We start from the raw sequence: 17,097 nt of genomic DNA on the forward strand, positions 1-17,097 counted from the left end.
CGGTTCGGGAAGAGAAATTTTCTACGAACCGAGGTATGAGGGCCTATAGCTCAGGCGGTTAGAGCGCTTCCCTGATAAGGAAGAGGTCGGAGGTTCAAGTCCTCCTAGGCCCACACCAGACGCAACGAGAGGTTCGTTCACGTGAAGATAGTTCTTCTCGTTGCAGCGGTGGTAGCGGTGATTGCAGCACTATCCAAGGCGCGTTCGCTTCGCGGCAAAGATGGTGTGTGGCACGAGCTTTCCCCGTCGTGAACGTCCGGTAGCGGTATGCAGAACGAATTGTGCGAGCGTGTAGAGTAGCGTTCGCTCGCACAGAACGACCCGGGGCCTTAGCTCAGTTGGTAGAGCGCTGCCTTTGCAAGGCAGATGTCAGGAGTTCGAATCTCCTAGGCTCCACAAGAAAATGGGCGCCCAGCACACGCTGGGCGCCCATTTTTGTCTTCCACCGGCGTGCATGCCGCTTGTGAACTCGGCCAATCATGTGTGAAGGCCGGTGTGACGTGCCCAGACTTCGCCGATCCTGACGAGAACGAGCGGCGGGCGGGCCTACCGTCGAACGGTCATCATGTCTCTCCGCCGACGGAGAAGTCGCAAAGGACCTGTCACACATGCGCCACCTCGATCACACCGAACTTCTGACCGAACTCGACGAGACGTTGGAGAGCAACCTCAACCGCCATCTGACGATGGCGAAAGAATGGCATCCACACGACTACATCCCGTGGGACGAGGGGCGCAACTTCGCCGCCATGGGCGGAGACGACTGGGACCTCTCGCAGTCCTCGCTGTCCGAACTGGCGCGCACCGCGATGATCACCAACCTGCTCACCGAGGACAACCTGCCGTCGTATCACCGGGGTCTGGCCGAGAATTTCTCGCTGGACGGCGCCTGGGGAACCTGGGTGGGCCGTTGGACGGCCGAGGAGAACCGGCACGGCATCGTCATGCGGGACTATCTCGTCGTGACGCGGGCGGTGGACCCCGTCGAGCTCGAGCGTGCACGTATGCAGCACATGACGGCCGGCGTGGATGCTCCGATGGACGGCGCGAATCTGTTGCACTCCGTCGCGTATGTGACCCTGCAGGAACTGGCGACGCGTGTCTCACACCGCAACACCGGACTTGCCTGCGGTGACGAGGTTGCCGACCGGATGCTTGCGCGGATCGCCGCCGACGAGAACCTTCACATGATCTTCTACCGAAACCTCGGTGCTGCGGCTCTGGATCTCACGCCTGATCAGATGATGAAGGCAATCGCTGATGTGGCGACGGAATTCGCGATGCCGGGGCTGAACATGCCCAATTTCCGGAAGAACGCGATGGCGCTCGCCAAGCACGGAATCTACGATCTCAGGCAACATCTGGACGAGGTTCTGATGCCCGTGCTGCGCAAGTGGCAGATCTTCGAGCGCAACGACTTCACCGGCGAAGGGGAGAGAGACCGCGACCGGCTGGCGGAGTACGTCGAGGATCTCGGGCGCAAAGCAACGAAGTTCGAGGAATCCCGTGATCGTTTGCTGGCACGAGAAGCTGCACGCGCAGAAATGGCTTCCTGACGCCGTTATCGCGCGAAAGTGTTAAAGTCCCGCACGACAGTCGGCGCGAGCGCGACGTCCTGGGGGAGGTGAGAATGCCGAATCGACTTGGTCGGGGGCTGGCCTCGTGATCGGCCGCGTTCTCACCGGGACGTCCAAGCTGGACGAATCCGGTTTGACCCTGCTCGTCTACGTGGTGGCGACGACGTTGCTGTACGCGGCCGCCGGAAGTGCCTACTACGGCACGGCAGGGGTGTGGGGGCAGGTGGCGTTCCTGTGCGCCATCGCGCTCGGTGTCGCCGCGACGGTGATGATGCTGCGTACCAGGGCGCCCAGCCCCAAGCGCACCATCGGCACGGTGACCTTGATGAGCATCGTTGCCGCAGGTTTGTCGTTCGCATCGAGCACCACGCTGCCGGCCTACCTCATCTGCGTCCAGGCATCGATGTTTCTCGCGATGCACATCGGTGCGTTCTGGTCCGAACGCATTGCGGGGATATGGGCGGGTCTGCTGGCTTTGTCTGCGATCACCGGAGCGGCGATCGGCACCTATCAGTCCTCGTTCATTTCGTGCGTGTTGATCGCACTCGGGGTAGTGGGATCAACGGAGGTGTTCGGTGCGTTCGCGCGGCGGCTGCGGTACTCCGCTACCCACGATGCTCTGACGGGCTTGCTGAACAGGTTCGGTTTCGAAGCCAAGGTCGAGAAGATGCTTCCAGCGTGCGCCGCTCGGGGCCTGTCGGTCAGCCTCGCCGTTCTCGACCTCGACAACTTCAAACAGATCAACGACGAATACGGCCACATCGCCGGTGACGTCCTTCTTGCGCGGGTGTCGAAGGCGTGGAAGGCGGAGCTGAGTCGTCGTGACGTACTCGGCCGGCTCGGCGGTGACGAGTTCGTGCTGTTCATGCCAGGGGTGCTCGAAGCCGAAGCGTGGCAGATCATCGATCGTCTTCGCCGGGCCCATCGAGCCGAGTGGAGCGTGGGCATCGTCTGCATGCCGTCCTCTCGTCGCTGGACGGAGATCTACCGTGCCGCCGACGCGGACCTGTACCGCGCCAAGCGAAGCCGACCGGCCGAGCAGAAACCCCCTCGAACACAGCCGTCGGCTCCCGACGAATCGGAGTGGAGAATAGCGCGGTGACGGATTCGCTGCAGGATTCATCCACAGCCTGTGGATAGATTCTGCGCCGCTGACGCTCTGTGGTGTTGACTTCGAGGTGTATCGACCGAACAGGTTGATTTCGGCGGAGCCCCGGGGGTCGAATGGTGTTGTCGTGGAATGATATTGCGCAGTGGAGCCCGTCCGAGGTGGGACGGCTCGCGCAGCGGGTGACCGAGGCTGCCCGCGCTTTCGATGCCGGTGCGGACGTACTGACCGCAGCGGCTGCCGACTTGGACTGGCAGGGCGCCGCGGCCGACGCGGCGCGCCATGCGATCAGCGTGCTTCATCGAGGTCAACTCGATCGGGCGCGAGAGCTCGGCGCGATCGGCAGGTGCATCGCCAGGCTCGCGGACTCGATGTACCCGTTGCTGTCGGTGGTTCGTGACTGCAACGACACAGCCGCCCGGCACGATCTGACAATTCATCCCAATGGTGCTGTTGCCGCGCAGTTTCCGGTGTACGCAGTGGCCGTGGCCGAAGGCTGGGAAACCGAACGAGATCGCCTGCGGTTGCGACGCGAGCTGGGCGCGCGCGTATCGGAAGCCATGCGCCGGGCGCTCGAGATCGATGACGCCACTACAGCCGCATTGAACCGCATCGACGGCGGCGGCGACAGCGACGACGACACCTGGGTCGCCGCCGAGTACACCAGCGTCCGGCCCGCGCGAGCGGTGGTTCCGTCCGGCGGGACAGCGGCGGCGAACTCGGCGTTCTGGAAGTCACTGACCCCGGCCGAGCGAACATCGCTGATGGTTCTCGATCCTGGATCGATCGGCAATCTCGACGGCATTCCGGCGCAGGTACGCGATGCCGCGAACCGCCGCATGCTCACCCTCGAGCGGACACGGCTCGAGGCCGTCGCGCAGGACCTGGGACGGCAACTCGAAAGAAACCGTTTCGGCGGCCTCTTCGACAATGCCGATGCGGGTCTGTCGCAGACTCGGAAGCGATTGGCGGCGCTGGACTCCATCGCATCCACCCTCGACCAGGGCGGTCGGCAATTGCTGGTGTTGGACAATTCCAGTTCCGAGGACACACTCGCCGCAATCGCTGTCGGAAACGTACACACTGCGACCCATGTGGCGGTGTTCGTGCCGGGGCTCGGCTCCGATGTCCGCGACGACCTGCACCGATACGACGGTGACGTAGCGGCACTGCAGCGTACGGCCGAGGATCTACTGCCCGATGGCGACAGCGTCGCCTGCGTTACGTGGATGAACTACCAGGCCCCGCACATGGGCTGGAGTCTGTTGGACCCGAGCCGCACGGTCATCTCACCGCTGGCGGCCTCCAGGGGAGCACCCCGTCTCACCGCCTTCCTCGACGGACTCGATGCCGCCCGGGGGCCGGATCCGCACCTGACGCTGCTGGGGCACTCGTACGGCTCGCTCGTCGCGTCCCTGTCGCTGCGAGGTGCCGACACCGCAGGCGTCGACGAGTTCGTCGCCGCCGGGTCGCCCGGTCTGGGATTCGACGACAGCGCCGGATTGTCTGTCCCACCGGGACACCTGTTCGTCGCAGAAGCGCGCGGCGACCTCGTGGCAGACCTCGGCGCGTTCGGGGCCGATCCCGGTGGCCTTGGCGGGATCGAAACGATATCGACCGAGGCGAACGCAGCGCAGGGCACCAGCGAGAACGTCGGACACAGCGACTATCTGACGCCCGGAACCACCGCACAGCGAGAGACGGCCCTCGTCGTTACCGGCCAGAGCCAGGAGGTGACGGGGTGAGCCGAAACCAGGGTCTACTGCTGAGCGGAGTGTGCCGAGGATCCGTTCACGGGCGAGGTGATGTGCGCGTAGTCGTCGAGGCTCGGCGGCACATCCGCTGGGGGATCGATCGTGCTCCGACGCTTGAAGAGAACGACAGCCACCGCGGCAGTCGCGCCGAGCAGAGCGCCCAGAAGGAGCAGCTTTCGGCTTCTGGTCTTCTCCACGGGGCTCGAGGGGGGTGGCGTCGTGCGACGAGCTTTGCGGCGTTGCTTCTCGCGGCGCGCCAGGCCGACCCCGTGCTGCGCGGCACGGAACCCGACCACGGCCGGCCCGGCAGAGTAGAGCTTGGCTGCCTTGATCGCGTTTCCCCCGGTGCTCACGGCGACGTCACGGAGATGCCCGGACTTCGATGCGGTCGTCATCACTCCACTGTTCCACATCCGGCGGAAGTATCGACGCAAGGAATGTCTCTGTCGAGGCGGCCGACATGCCGGTCGACGACCCGGCAATGGCACGATAGGGGTGTGACTTCACCAAACAAGACATCCACGGCCACGCTGCACACCAACCGCGGCGACATCGTCATCGAACTGTTCGGCAATCATGCGCCGAAGACGGTCGAGAACTTCACCGGTCTCGCCGACGGATCCAAGGAATACACCACGGCGAACGCCTCCGGTGGCACCTCGGGACCGTTCTACGACGGCGCGGTCTTCCACCGCGTCATCGACGGCTTCATGATCCAGGGCGGAGACCCTACGGGCACCGGCGCAGGCGGCCCGGGCTACAAGTTCGGGGACGAGTTCCATCCCGAGCTGTCCTTCGACCGCCCGTACCTGCTCGCCATGGCGAACGCGGGCCCGGGCACCAACGGTTCGCAGTTCTTCATCACCACGGGCAAGACCCCGCACCTCAATCGCAAGCACACCATCTTCGGTGAGGTGAAGGACGAGGCCTCGAAGAAGGTCGTCGACGCGATCTCAGGCACCCCCGTCGGACGCGGCGATCGGCCCGTCGACGAGGTCGTCATCAACAGCGTCACGCTTTCCTGACGTTTCGACAACTCTCCCCAGAAGAGGATTGACACGATGACGAACCCCGGCTGGGGTGGCGCGCACGGCGATCAGCCCACCCCACCCCAGTCGCGGTGCGCATCGCACCCCGATCGGCTCACCAGCCTGTCCTGCACACGGTGTGGTCGACCTGCGTGCCCCGAATGCCTGCGGCCCGCCGCGGTGGGCCAACACTGCACCTCGTGCGTGCGCGCCGGCAACGCCACCGTTCGGCGTGCCAGGACGATCGCCGGCGCACCTACCGGTGGCACGTACGGCCTCGTGACCTACATCCTGATGGGCCTGAACGTCGCGGCATTCATGGTGACGGCTGCGCAGTCGCGGAGCTTTCTCGACAATGCTGCCGACTCGCCGCTGTTCCGTGCGTGGGCACTGTTCCCGCCCTCGGTGGCCACTGGTGACTACGAGCGTTTGCTCGGGAGCGGCTTCCTGCACATCGGGCTGTTTCACCTACTGGTCAACATGTTCGCGCTCTACATCATCGGACGTGACGTCGAGGCGATCCTGGGCCGCGCGCGGTATGTCGCGGTCTATGCGGTATCACTGCTCGGGGGCAGTGCATCGGTGATGCTGCTCGAATCGCCAATCACCGTCACCGCAGGTGCGTCCGGTGCCATCTTCGGACTGTTGGGCGCCCAGGCGGTAATCCTGGTCAAACTGAGACGCAGCGCGACGCCGGTCCTCGTCATCATCGCGCTGAACATCGTCATCAGCATCTCGATCCCCGGGATCTCGCTCTGGGGACACACGGGCGGATTGGTCGCGGGCGCGCTCGCCACCGCAGGAATCCTGTTTCTGCCCGGCAGCACGCGGTCTCCGAGAATCGGGTGGGCCGCGGTCGCCGCGGTGGCGGCACTTGCGTTGGCGATCATCGGCGTGCGAGTGCTGGACCTGCGCGCGCAAATGGGCGTGTAGCAGCCGCTACGGCCTCACCGGCCCGAGGTCTCAGGGCACCAACCCAAGCCTGTCGAGAACGTCGTACACGTCCTGTGGGTTGGTACCGAGATCCCAGCGGCCGAAGATCATCAGCCGATCCTCGTCCTCGCCGGCCCGTCGCACATCGACCTCCAACATCGGCACACGCCGCCCGAGGCGGGGGTACTTCACTACTTCGAGCCGCGAGATCTCTTCGAGCCGGTAGGTCCGAACACCCGATAGACGCTTGACCGCCAGTCGCTGGGCAGGCGGCTCCCCGGGCGAGGCCGAGCCGTCGTCTATCCACAGGCGCGGTCGTTGGTAACCGGCCAGCGCGGCAATTATCCACAGACCAAGCGCGCCGAGCCCAACCAGGAATCGTCCCGCGGTATCAGTATTGGTTACCGCAGCGGCCACGAGCAGGGCAATTCCGGCGCCGACCAGCGCAATCACGGCGGGCATCGGCGTCGCCCAAGTGAGTTTATCCACAGGCTGGGGAAAGTCTTCAGAGTTATCCACAGGCTTTATCCACATTGGGGATGAATGACACGCGTGTAAGTCTTCCGGTCATCTCCACCGCATGGTCATGATCAGACCGACGACCATGAATCCGAAACCGACGAGGAAGTTCCACGCACCCAGGTTGTTCATCCACGAGATGTTCTCGGCAGCGAGGTAGTAGACGAGCAACCACAAGAGCCCAACCAGCATGAACCCGAGCATGACGGAGACGTATAGCTGACTGGACGGTCCTGCCGCTGCGGAACCAGGGGTGCGGGTCCCGGGTGCGACCACGAAATCCTTCTTCTTCCGGACTTTCGACTTCGGCATCTGTTCTCCATTCGTTGTATCGGCGCGCCACCTGCAATTTTTGGGGCGCCACCTGGGAGGCCACGCCACGAACTTCGCGTGAGCGGGTAGCGTTCGCGGTTGAAGTACACGCTAGCTCAGCATTGCCGCACGGAAGAGCACCGGACGAGAAGATGGACTCGCATAACGCGCCCACAACAGATCGTGTGTGGCAGATCCTGGTGCTGGTGGTGTGCCTCGTCGTCGGAGTCATGTTGGCCACTACCCGCCAGTTCTCGCACGGTGACGAAATCCGCCGCACCGACACCACCAGGTTGTCGAGTCTCGTCAGATCGGCACAGGAAAGCGCGGACGAAGCGAAAGCCATCCGCGACGACATGGCAGGCCGTGTGACCGAACGCCAGCAGGCGGCCGGATCCATCGACGCGGAAGTGCAGGATCTCCTCGACAGGGTCGACGAATTGGCGGGGCCCGCTGGGATGACCGCGGCGTCGGGCCCCGGAATCGTGGTGACGATGACCGATGCACCGCGCGGTGAGGACGGTCGCTACGCCTCGGACGCCGCGCCGGACGACCTCGTCGTGCATCAACAGGACGTGCAGAGCGTGCTCAACGCGGTGTGGAGGGGCGGGGCCACTGCCGTCGCCATGCAGGATCAGCGCATCGTCGAGCGGGTGGCGCCACTGTGTATCGGCAATACGCTTCTCCTCGGTGGCCGTACCTACAGCCCGCCCTACGTCGTGACGGCCCTCGGTGATCCGGATCGGCTGGCCGCGGCACTCGCTGACGAACCGGGCGTGCGCGTGTTCCAGCAATACGCTCAGCGATACGGTCTCGGCTACCGAACCAGCATCTCCGAGAACCTCGACGTGCCTGCCTACGAGGGCAGCGTCCGCATGCGGTACGCCCAGCCTGGATGACGGTTCGGCCGATGCGCTGCCCTATCCTGGGCCTCATGCGCATCCTGGTCGTCGACAACTACGACAGCTTCGTCTTCAACCTCGTCCAGTACCTGGGCCAGCTGGGCGTCGAGGCGACGGTGTGGCGCAACGACGACGCCAACCTCGCCGACCGCGATGCCGTCGCCGAAGAGTTCGACGGCATTCTGCTCAGCCCCGGGCCCGGAACTCCGCAGCGGGCAGGTGCCACGATGGAGCTGGTCACGGCAGCCGCGAAGTCGCGCACCCCTTTGCTGGGGGTTTGCTTGGGGCATCAGGCAATCGGCGCGGCCTTCGGGGCGACCGTCGATCGCGCACCCGAACTCTTGCACGGCAAGACGAGCGAAGTTCACCACACCGGCACGGGAGTGTTGGCAGGACTGGCCGATCCGTTCACAGCCACGCGCTACCACTCGTTGACCGTCGTGGACGGCACCATTCCGGACGAGCTCGAGGTGATCGGACGGACCGATTCGGGCCTGGTGATGGCGATGCGCCACCGCGAACTGCCCATTCACGGCGTCCAGTTCCACCCCGAGTCGATCCTGACCCAGGGTGGGCACCGGATGCTCGCCAACTGGTTGGCCGTGTGCGGGGTGGAATCCGAGGATGCTCTCATCGACGAACTCGAGGCGCAGGTAGCTAGCGCGGCGGGATCCCCAGCACCCCGAGGTCGACACTCACGCTCTGTGACTTCGTGATTTCCGAACCGGCAGGCTCGGCCTGATTGACCACCCGGCCCACAGAGGTGGGATCGAGAGTGTTCTGTGTGCCGGTGGTCAGTGACGATGACGAACCCGTCCACCCGGCAGCCTGGAGCGTGGCCAATGCCTGCGCCTCGGTCTGCCCGGTCAGATCCGGCATAGAAATTTTGTCGCCGTTGGACACTCGCAAGGTGACGACGTCGCCTTCGGTGACGCTCGATCCGCCGGCCGGGACGGTGGACACGACCTCGCCGCGGGGTTGGCTCGAATCGATGTTCTCGACCTCCACTCGGAAGCCTGCCCCCTCGATGTTGGGCTGAGCGACCTCGACCTGCTGGCCGACGACATCGGGGACCCGGACCTGCGCTGGTCCGGTTCCGAGAGTGATCCTGACCGTCGATCCGACGGAGAGCCCGACCCCGGAGGAAGGGTTCTGATCGACGACTCGGTCGAGCTCCTCCGGTAGCGAGGGCGCCCGAGCGATGTTCGTATCGAGCTCGAGCTCGAGGGCGGACAGGGCGCGTTCGGCTTCCTGTTCCGTCAGACCGCGCAACTGCGGTACCTGGGCCTGTTCGGGACCGGTGGAGACCTCGAGGCTCACCGTGCTCTCGGTTTCGACCTCGGTGCCGGCGCCTGGAGTCGTCGAGATGACGTTTCCGGACGGGACGGTCGCATCGGACCGTTCCTGAACGGAGACGCGTAGATCGGCCTGCTCGAGCCGTGCTTCTGCGTCCGCGGCCGACATGTTGCTCACGTCCGGAACAGCGACGCGAGCTGGGGTGGAACCGGGTCCGAGAGACCACAGGAACGCCCCGACGATGCCGAGGACGACAAGCCCGAGGAAGGTGAGCACCGCGATCTTCAGACCACGACGACTGGGCGGTTCGTCATCATCGGCATGCCGACCGCCGGGGGCCACGGGCTGTGGGTCCGATCCGTCCGGGGACCGCGCCGCCCGTGCATCCATGGATCCGAGGATGGTGGTGCGATCCTCGTCGTTCATGACGGTCGGGGCGCCAGGACGCTGGCCGCCGAGCACCCGAACGAGGTCAGTGCGCATCTCCGCTGCCGACTGATAGCGATTGGCCGGGTTCTTGGCCATGGCCTTGAGGATGATCGAGTCGAGTTCGCGGGGAACCGAGGCATTGACTCGCGAGGGTAGTTCGGGGTCCTCGCGCACGTGTTGATAGGCGACGGCGACCGGGCTGTCGCCCTTGAACGGCGGCTCACCCGTCAGAATCTCGAACAGGACGCAACCGAGGGAGTAGACATCGGACCGGGCGTCGACCTGCTCGCCTCGGGCCTGCTCGGGCGAGAGATACTGCGCAGTTCCGATCACGGCAGCCGTCTGCGTCATAGGACTGGAGCTGTCCGACAGCGCACGGGCGATACCGAAGTCCATCACCTTGACGGCCCCGGCGTTGTTGATCATCACGTTCGCAGGCTTCACATCGCGGTGGACGATGCCGTTGCGATGACTGAAATCGAGGGCCGCGCACACATCCGCGATCACTTCCATCGCACGGCGAGGAGCCATCGGGCCTTCGGCTCGGACGATGTCGCGCAGTGTGCTGCCCTCGACGTACTCCATGACGATGAACGGCAGTGGTCCGGCTTCGGTCTCGGCCTCACCGGTGTCGTACACAGCGACGATGGCGGGGTGATTCAACGCGGCCGCGTTCTGAGCTTCCCGACGAAACCGTAGGTAAAAGGTTGGGTCACGGGCCAGATCCGCCCTCAGAACCTTGATCGCCACGTCGCGATCGAGCCGGTTGTCGCGGGCCAGGTGGACCTCGGACATGCCGCCGAATCCGAGTATCTCGCCCAGCTCGTAGCGGGAGGAGAGCTTACGGGGAGTCGTCATTGCTGTCCTTGTCGATCAATGTCCGAAAGATCGTCGTCCGAAAGATCGTCGTCCGGAAGGGTGCTGGCGGGGCGGTCGGCGTTCGAGGATTCGTTGTCGGTGGAATCACGGTCTGCGAATGGGTTTCGAGCGGCTTGCGGATCCTCCTCGTCGCCTCCACCGAATCCCGGAATGGTTGGCAGCGTGAAGGACGGGGCCGTGGGAGGAGCGCTCGTGGTCGTCGTTTCTTCGGTGGTGGTGGTGGTTTCCTCGGTGGTCGTCGTTTCTTCGGTGGTGGTGGTGGTTTCCTCGGTGGTCGTCGTTTCTTCGGTGGTGGTGGTGGTTTCTTCGGTGGTGGTGCGCTCGGCCGTGGTGGGATCCACGGTCGTTGTCGTCACCACTGGCGGTGTCGTGGTGACGGGATTGAACGGCGCAGGTTCCTGTTCCTCGCCGTTCAACAGCATGAATCCACCGATGAGAAGTGCCAGTAGGAGCAAGCCCGCACCACCCCAGGCGAGGGCCTTCTGCGCTGAGGACATGCCGGTGGGCTGCACCGATGAGGGCGCCGCTCCAGTCTGGGGGCCGGTGTACTCGTTGTGCGCCGCCGGCATCATCTGGGTGCTCGATGGAGCCGAGCCCGGCACCACACCGGGCATCATGACGCGTCCGGTACCCGAACCGCGCCCGTTCCCGGGGGCGGGTGGCCTGCGCCCGGCCCGCACCGCTGCGACAGCGTCGGCGAACTCGCCGCCGTTCGCGTACCGGGCGACCGGATCCTTGGCCATCGTGATCTCGATCAGCTCGCGCACATTCGCAGGTAGATCGGCAGGTAGCGGCGCAGGCGTCTCACGTACGTGCTTCATTGCCACGGTCAACGCGCCGTCGCCGAGGAAGGGGCGGGTGCCGGACAGAGCCTCGTAGCCGACGACTCCCAGCGAGTAGACGTCGCTGGCGGACGTCGCTTCCGAACCCAATGCCTGTTCGGGGGCGATGTACTGCGCGGTACCCATCACCATTCCGGTCTTGGTCACCGGAGAGGCGTCGACGGCCTTCGCGATACCGAAATCGGTGATCTTCACCTGACCGGCCGGGGTGATGAGGATGTTGCCGGGCTTGACGTCACGGTGGACGACGCCGGCGCTGTGTGCAACCTGCAGCGACCTGCCGGTCTGCTCGAGCATGTCGAGGGCATGACCCAGCGGGAGCCGTCCGACACGGCCGAGCACCGCGTTGAGCGGCTCGCCGTTGACCAGTTCCATCACCAGGTATGCCAACGACTCGCCCGCGGCGTCGCGGGTCTCGCCGTAGTCGTAGACCCCGGCGATGCCGGGGTGGTTGAGCTGCGCGGTGGTGCGGGCCTCGAATCGGAAGCGTTGGAGAAATTCCGGATCCTCGGAGAACTCGGCCTTGAGGACCTTGACGGCTACCTTGCGGTCGAGGCGGTTGTCCATTGCCTCCCACACCTGGCCCATTCCGCCCGTCGCGATGAGCCGCAGCAGTCGGTAGCGCTCAGCAACGACTGCACCATTACTCAGTGGCATCTTCTGGTCACCTCCCCTGCAATCCAGCAGCGATGACGGCACGGCCGATCGGCGCCGCCACCGATCCACCCGTTGCCGCGAGTGCGCGGTCGCCGCCGTCCTCCACGATGACGGCGATCGCGATCTGCGGGTCCTCGGCGGGTGCAAATGCGATGTACCAGGCATGCGGCGGTGTGTTTCGCGGATCGGTCCCGTGCTCGGCCGTTCCGGTCTTCGACGCGATCTGCACGCCGGGGATCTGGCCCTGCCCACCGGTGTTGTTCTCCGAACCGATCATCAGGCTGGTGAGAGTCTTGGCCGTTTCGGGACTGATCGCCTGACCCTGCGACTGCGGCGTGGTGGTCGCAAGGTTCGACAGATCGGGTGCCTGAAGCTGGCTGACCAGATGCGGGGCCATCCGGACACCGTTGTTGGCCACTGTCGCGGCGATCATTGCGTCCTGCAGGGGGGTCAGGGCGACGTCCCGTTGTCCGATGCTGCTCTGGCCGAGCGCGGCATCGTCCGGGATCGACCCGATGGTGCTGTCGGCGACCGGTAGCGCCAGCGACGTCGTGTCCTCACCGATACCGAAGGCGCTCGCGGTATCGCGAAGCGCGTCGGCGCCGGTGTCGATACCGAGTTCGACGAAGGCTGTGTTGCAGGATCGCGCGAACGCTTCCCGCAATGTTGCCGTCGCCCCGCCGCCACAGGTGCTGCCGTTGTAGTTCTCGAGCGAGGTTTCCGTACCGGGCAGGGTGATGGTCGGGGCCGCGGTCAGCTGATCCTCCGGGGTGGCACCGTTCTCGAGAGCGGCGGCGGTGACCAGCACCTTGAACGTCGACCCGGGCGGGTACGTCGCTGCGATCGCGCGATTGAGCAGTGGCTTGGACGGGTCCGCATTCAAGCTTTCCCACGCTTCTGCGGTGCCGGCACCCTCGTGGCTCGCCAGCAGGTTGGGGTCGTAGCTCGGGGTGCTGACCATCGCGAGGACGTTGCCCGTCGACGGCTCGATAGCCACGACCGACCCGGTGTAGCCGCGCGAGGTGAGCTCCTCGTATGCGACCTGCTGCACGAGCGGATCGATGGTGGTGACGACATTGCCGCCACGGGGATCGCGACCGGAGACCAGGTCGAACAGCCGCCGTCCGAAGAGGCGGTCGTCGGAACCGTTGAGCACGTCGTCCTCGCTGCGCTCCAGGCCGGTGCTCGAGTAGAGCATCGAGTAGAAACCGGTGACGGGCGCATTTGCAAGAGGGCTGGACGCCGCTCCGGGATTGGGCGGATACGTGCGCAGATACTTGTACCGATCTTCGGTCGGAATCGAGGCAGCGAGTACCTGCCCGCCCGCTGAGATCTGACCCCGCTGGCGGGAGTACTCGTCGAGCAGGACGCGCGAGTTGCGGGGATCCGCACGCAGATCGTCGGCCTTGATCACCTGCAGGTAGGTGGCATTGGCGAGGAGGGCGACGACCATCACCATGACGGCGATGGAGACGCGGCGCAGGGGAGTGTTCATGCGCGCTTCACCATCTCGGTCTTCGCCTCGGCGATCGGTGCGGCCGGAGTCGGCCGCTTCTTCGGCGTCGCCGGTTCGCGGGCGGCGTCGGAGATCTTGATCAACAGGGCCAGAAGCAGATAGTTCGCGAGAAGCGAGGATCCTCCGTAGGACAGGTAGGGCGTGGTGAGGCCGGTGAGCGGGATGAGCTTGGTGACGCCGCCGACGACGACGAACAACTGAATCGCGACGGTGAAGGAGAGCCCGGCGGCGAGGAGTTTGCCGAAGCTGTCACGCACCGCCAGCGCCGTCCTCAGGCCGCGGATGATGAACACCAGGTACAAGATCAGCACGGCGGTGAGACCGATGAGGCCGAGTTCCTCGCCGATCGCGGCGATGATGAAGTCGGTTTTCGCGAACGGGACCTGCGATGGGCGGCCGCTACCGAGACCGGTCCCCGCCAATCCACCGGTGGCGAAGCTGAACATCGACTGCACGATCTGATAGCCGGTGTCGTTGTAGTCCTCGAACGGGCGCAGCCAGGTGTCGGTGCGGATCTTCACGTGCCCGAACACCTGGTATGCGAACAGGTATCCCACGAGGAGGAGTCCGAAGCCGATGATCAGCCAGCCGACGCGCTCGGTGGCGATGTAGATCATCACCAGGACGGTGCCGAAGATGAGCAGCGACGAACCCAGGTCCTTCTCGAACACGAGGACCCCCACCGACACGACCCACACGAGCAGAATTGGGCCCAGATCGCGGGCACGCGGGAAATCCATGCCCAGCACATGCTTGCCTGCGGAGGTGAACAGATCACGTTTGGCGACGAGCAGCGACGCGAAGAAGATCAGCAGGAGAATCTTGGCGAACTCGCCCGGTTGAATACTGAATCCGGGAAGTCGGATCCAGATCTTGGAACCGTTGACCTCGGAGTACGCCGAAGGCAGCAAAGCCGGAATGGCCAGAAAGACAAGTCCGCACAGACCCACCGTGTAGCTGTAGCGGGCCAGCGTGCGGTAGTCGCGCAGCAGCACCAGCACGGCGATGAAACCGGCGATCGCGAGGGTCGTCCACAGCACCTGCTGGGTCGCGTCCGGGGACGGGATCTCTTGTCCGAGGTAGGCAGCGGACTGCTGGTCTGCGAGATCGAGCCGATGGATCATGACGAGTCCAAGGCCGTTGAGCAGCGCCACGATGGGTAGCAGCAGTGGATCGGCATAGGGCGCGAACCGGCGAACGGCCAGATGCGCCACGGTCACCAGGGCCAGGTAGGCGGCGCCGTACTTCGCGAGATCCCACGTGATGGCGTGCTCCTGGCTGGCCTCGACCAGCAGCAGCGAAAGTGTGGTGATGGCAACCGCGATAGCGAGCAGCAGCAACTCCACGTTGCGGCGGTTCGACAGGACGGGAGCAGGAGCAAATCCTCCCGGTGGGCTCGGAAAGGATCCCCCGCCAGACGGATTGGAACTCATCAAGAACCGGCCCTGCAGTTCTGGCCAGGTATCTGCGGTACCGACGGCGCGGGTGTCGTGGTGGGGACCGGTTCGACAGCGGCCGGCGGTGCCTCCCCCGGTGCCGGTGCTGCGGGCGGTGCGGCGGGTTCCGGAGAAGGAGTGGTCTCCGGCGTCGGCTCGCACAGTGGCAACAGGTCACCGGACGCGAGGCGCTGCATCTGGCCACGGGCATCGTCGAGCGCTCCGGACGGAAGACCGGCACGCACCTGCTCACGGGCGGAGGGTACGAGATCCTCGATCTCGAACACGTCGCATCCGGTCGACGCTTGCTCGGGCGCGGTCAACGTGAGCACGTCGTCCTCGTCGAGGCAGCCGATGGTGTGCACCGATTGGAGCGAGTAGCTGAGTATCGACGCTGGAACGCCACGCATGATCGCGACGCGGCTCTCGTCCGCACCCACGTAGTAGTTGTTCTGGATTGCGGTGTTGGCGACGAACGCGCCACCGACCAGGAGTGCGATGACCGCCAATGCTGCGAGGGACCAACGCAGCTTGTGCGAGTTCTTCTCTTCCACGGGCGGCGGTGTGGTGACGCGCTTGGGCGTCGCGCGCGGTGGACGCATCGCCGCTGCCCGGCCGGCGGCAGTGTTCGGCGGTGGCGCATCCTCTTCGTCTTCGGTGCTCGCTGCACCGCCGAGGATCGGTGAACTCTGGCCGTAGTCGAGGTCGATGACATCGGCGACGACGACGGTGACATTGTCGGGCCCGCCGCTCCGCAGCGCCAACTCGATCAGGCGATCGGCCGATGCAGCGCAGTCGCCCTCGTTCAGGGTGTTCTCGATGGTTTCGTCGCTGACGACGTCGGAGAGGCCATCGGAACACAGCAGGTAACGATCGTCCGCTCGCGCCTCGCGAACAGTCAGGGTCGGCTCGATCTCGTTGCCGGTCAACGCCCGCATGATCAGCGATCGCTGCGGGTGGGTATGGGCTTGTTCGGCGGTGATGCGTCCCTCGTCGACGAGAGATTGAACGAACGTGTCGTCTCGGGTGATCTGCGTCAGCACGCTGTCACGAAGTAGATAGGCGCGTGAATCGCCGATATGCGCGAGCCCGATCTTCTTGCCCGCGAACAGAATCGCTGTCAGCGTGGTGCCCATGCCGTCGAGGTCGGGCTCCTCTTCAACCTGGTCGGCGATGGAGGCGTTGCCTTCGCGCGTCGCTGCTGCGAGCTTGCCGAGCAGATCGTCACCCGGCTCGTCGTCGTCGAGATGCGCCAGCGCAGCGATCATCAGCTGCGAGGCGACCTCGCCGGCGGCATGACCACCCATGCCATCGGCGAGCGCAAGCAGGCGGGCACCGGCGTACACCGAATCCTCGTTGTTCGAACGGACGAGACCGCGGTCACTTCGGGCCGCATAGCGCAGTACCAGGGTCACGGGCGCAACTCGATCACGGTCTTGCCGACTCGCACCGGGGTGCCGAGTGGGACGCGCACGGCGGTGGTCACCTTTGCTCGATCGAGGTAGGTGCCGTTGGTCGACCCGAGGTCCTCGACGTACCAGTCACTGCCACGAGGAGAAATCCGCGCGTGCCGGGTGGAGGCATAGTCGTCGGTCAGCACCAAGGTCGAGTCGTCGGCACGGCCGATGAGAACCGGTTGGGTGCCGAGAGAAATCCTGGTACCGGCGAGACCGCCGTGAGTCACCACCAGGTTCTTCGCAACCTTTTGTTTGTTGAAAGACGGAAGGACTTTCGATCCGCTCGAGTACCGGGCGGGCATCCGCATCCCGGATGCCGCGTAGATGTCACTGCGGAGAGTTCGCAGAACGGCCCAGACGAAGAACCAGAGCAACAGCAGGAAACCCGCTCGTGTCAACTGCAGAATCAGACCCTGCACGGCCGTCCACCTCCTTCGCCATCATCTTCAATC

Annotated in this window: 16 protein-coding genes and 2 tRNA genes; 9 read left to right on the top strand and 9 right to left on the bottom strand. The window is 64.9% G+C overall.

The window, feature by feature from the left end:
- The first annotated feature begins 39 nt into the window (after positions 1-39).
- The 5 genes from J1M86_RS03395 (at position 40) to J1M86_RS03415 (ending at position 4,430) form a co-directional block, all read left to right on the top strand.
- A tRNA-Ile gene (locus J1M86_RS03395) sits at positions 40-113 on the top strand.
- A gap of 210 nt (positions 114-323) precedes the next feature.
- Positions 324-396 (top strand) — tRNA-Ala (locus tag J1M86_RS03400).
- Positions 397-608: 212 nt separating this feature from the next.
- On the top strand, positions 609-1,556 hold the full coding sequence (locus J1M86_RS03405; RefSeq protein ID WP_206508818.1) for an acyl-ACP desaturase: 948 nt from the start codon (positions 609-611) through the stop codon (positions 1,554-1,556).
- Between the two features lie 106 nt (positions 1,557-1,662).
- Positions 1,663-2,679 (top strand): GGDEF domain-containing protein, encoded by a 1,017-nt coding sequence (locus tag J1M86_RS03410; RefSeq protein ID WP_206508819.1) that lies wholly within the window; start codon positions 1,663-1,665, stop codon positions 2,677-2,679.
- A gap of 122 nt (positions 2,680-2,801) precedes the next feature.
- Positions 2,802-4,430: an alpha/beta hydrolase gene (locus tag J1M86_RS03415; RefSeq protein ID WP_206508820.1), complete on the top strand. Its 1,629-nt coding sequence runs from the start codon at positions 2,802-2,804 to the stop codon at positions 4,428-4,430.
- Between the two features lie 14 nt (positions 4,431-4,444).
- On the opposite strand, the gene J1M86_RS03420 is transcribed toward J1M86_RS03415, so the two are convergent.
- Positions 4,445-4,834: a hypothetical protein gene (locus J1M86_RS03420; RefSeq protein ID WP_206508821.1), complete on the bottom strand. Its 390-nt coding sequence runs from the start codon at positions 4,832-4,834 to the stop codon at positions 4,445-4,447.
- A 102-nt stretch (positions 4,835-4,936) separates the two neighbouring features.
- Here J1M86_RS03420 and J1M86_RS03425 point away from each other — a divergent pair, with 102 nt between their 5' ends.
- Positions 4,937-5,464 (top strand): peptidylprolyl isomerase, encoded by a 528-nt coding sequence (locus J1M86_RS03425; RefSeq protein ID WP_075837736.1) that lies wholly within the window; start codon positions 4,937-4,939, stop codon positions 5,462-5,464.
- 36 nt (positions 5,465-5,500) lie between these two features.
- Positions 5,501-6,400, top strand: coding sequence for a rhomboid family intramembrane serine protease (locus tag J1M86_RS03430; protein ID WP_206508823.1), 900 nt, complete (start codon positions 5,501-5,503; stop codon positions 6,398-6,400).
- Between the two features lie 30 nt (positions 6,401-6,430).
- On the opposite strand, the gene J1M86_RS03435 is transcribed toward J1M86_RS03430, so the two are convergent.
- Both J1M86_RS03435 and crgA read right to left on the bottom strand, forming a co-directional pair.
- Entirely contained in the window at positions 6,431-6,862 is a 432-nt protein-coding gene (locus tag J1M86_RS03435; RefSeq protein WP_241259527.1) for a PH domain-containing protein, read from the bottom strand.
- A gap of 105 nt (positions 6,863-6,967) precedes the next feature.
- Positions 6,968-7,231, bottom strand: coding sequence for a cell division protein CrgA (gene crgA, locus J1M86_RS03440; protein WP_075837733.1), 264 nt, complete (start codon positions 7,229-7,231; stop codon positions 6,968-6,970).
- A 152-nt stretch (positions 7,232-7,383) separates the two neighbouring features.
- On the opposite strand from crgA, the gene J1M86_RS03445 reads away from it, so the two are divergent.
- Together J1M86_RS03445 and J1M86_RS03450 are read left to right on the top strand one after the other, a co-directional pair.
- Positions 7,384-8,130 carry a DUF881 domain-containing protein gene (locus tag J1M86_RS03445; protein WP_206508826.1) on the top strand — a complete coding sequence of 249 codons (747 nt, stop codon included), beginning with the start codon at positions 7,384-7,386 and terminating at the stop codon, positions 8,128-8,130.
- A gap of 35 nt (positions 8,131-8,165) precedes the next feature.
- Entirely contained in the window at positions 8,166-8,849 is a 684-nt protein-coding gene (locus J1M86_RS03450; RefSeq protein WP_075837732.1) for an aminodeoxychorismate/anthranilate synthase component II, read from the top strand.
- Here J1M86_RS03450 and pknB read toward each other — a convergent pair.
- Genes pknB through J1M86_RS03480 form a run of 6 tightly spaced genes read right to left on the bottom strand, consistent with a single transcriptional unit; the run spans position 8,791 to position 17,064 of the window.
- Positions 8,791-10,716: a Stk1 family PASTA domain-containing Ser/Thr kinase gene (pknB, locus tag J1M86_RS03455; RefSeq protein ID WP_206508827.1), complete on the bottom strand. Its 1,926-nt coding sequence runs from the start codon at positions 10,714-10,716 to the stop codon at positions 8,791-8,793. The genes J1M86_RS03450 and pknB overlap by 59 nt on opposite strands.
- Positions 10,713-12,236, bottom strand: coding sequence for a serine/threonine-protein kinase (locus tag J1M86_RS03460; protein ID WP_206508828.1), 1,524 nt, complete (start codon positions 12,234-12,236; stop codon positions 10,713-10,715). The genes pknB and J1M86_RS03460 overlap by 4 nt, the downstream gene beginning before the upstream one ends.
- 7 nt (positions 12,237-12,243) lie before the next feature.
- A complete protein-coding gene (locus J1M86_RS03465) occupies positions 12,244-13,731 on the bottom strand; it encodes a penicillin-binding protein 2 (RefSeq protein WP_206508829.1) in 1,488 nt (495 codons plus the stop codon).
- Positions 13,728-15,185, bottom strand: a complete 1,458-nt coding sequence (locus J1M86_RS03470; protein ID WP_075837731.1) for an FtsW/RodA/SpoVE family cell cycle protein — start codon at positions 15,183-15,185, stop codon at positions 13,728-13,730. The genes J1M86_RS03465 and J1M86_RS03470 overlap by 4 nt, the downstream gene beginning before the upstream one ends.
- Positions 15,185-16,603: a PP2C family serine/threonine-protein phosphatase gene (locus J1M86_RS03475; RefSeq protein ID WP_206508830.1), complete on the bottom strand. Its 1,419-nt coding sequence runs from the start codon at positions 16,601-16,603 to the stop codon at positions 15,185-15,187. Before J1M86_RS03475 ends, J1M86_RS03470 begins: the two co-directional genes overlap by 1 nt.
- A complete protein-coding gene (locus tag J1M86_RS03480; RefSeq protein ID WP_206508831.1) occupies positions 16,600-17,064 on the bottom strand; it encodes an FHA domain-containing protein in 465 nt (154 codons plus the stop codon). Before J1M86_RS03480 ends, J1M86_RS03475 begins: the two co-directional genes overlap by 4 nt.
- Between the last annotated feature and the right edge of the window lie 33 nt (positions 17,065-17,097).

Origin of the sequence: Rhodococcus sp. KRD197 (assembly GCF_017168235.1) — a bacterium.
In the GTDB taxonomy this organism is placed as follows: domain Bacteria; phylum Actinomycetota; class Actinomycetes; order Mycobacteriales; family Mycobacteriaceae; genus Rhodococcoides.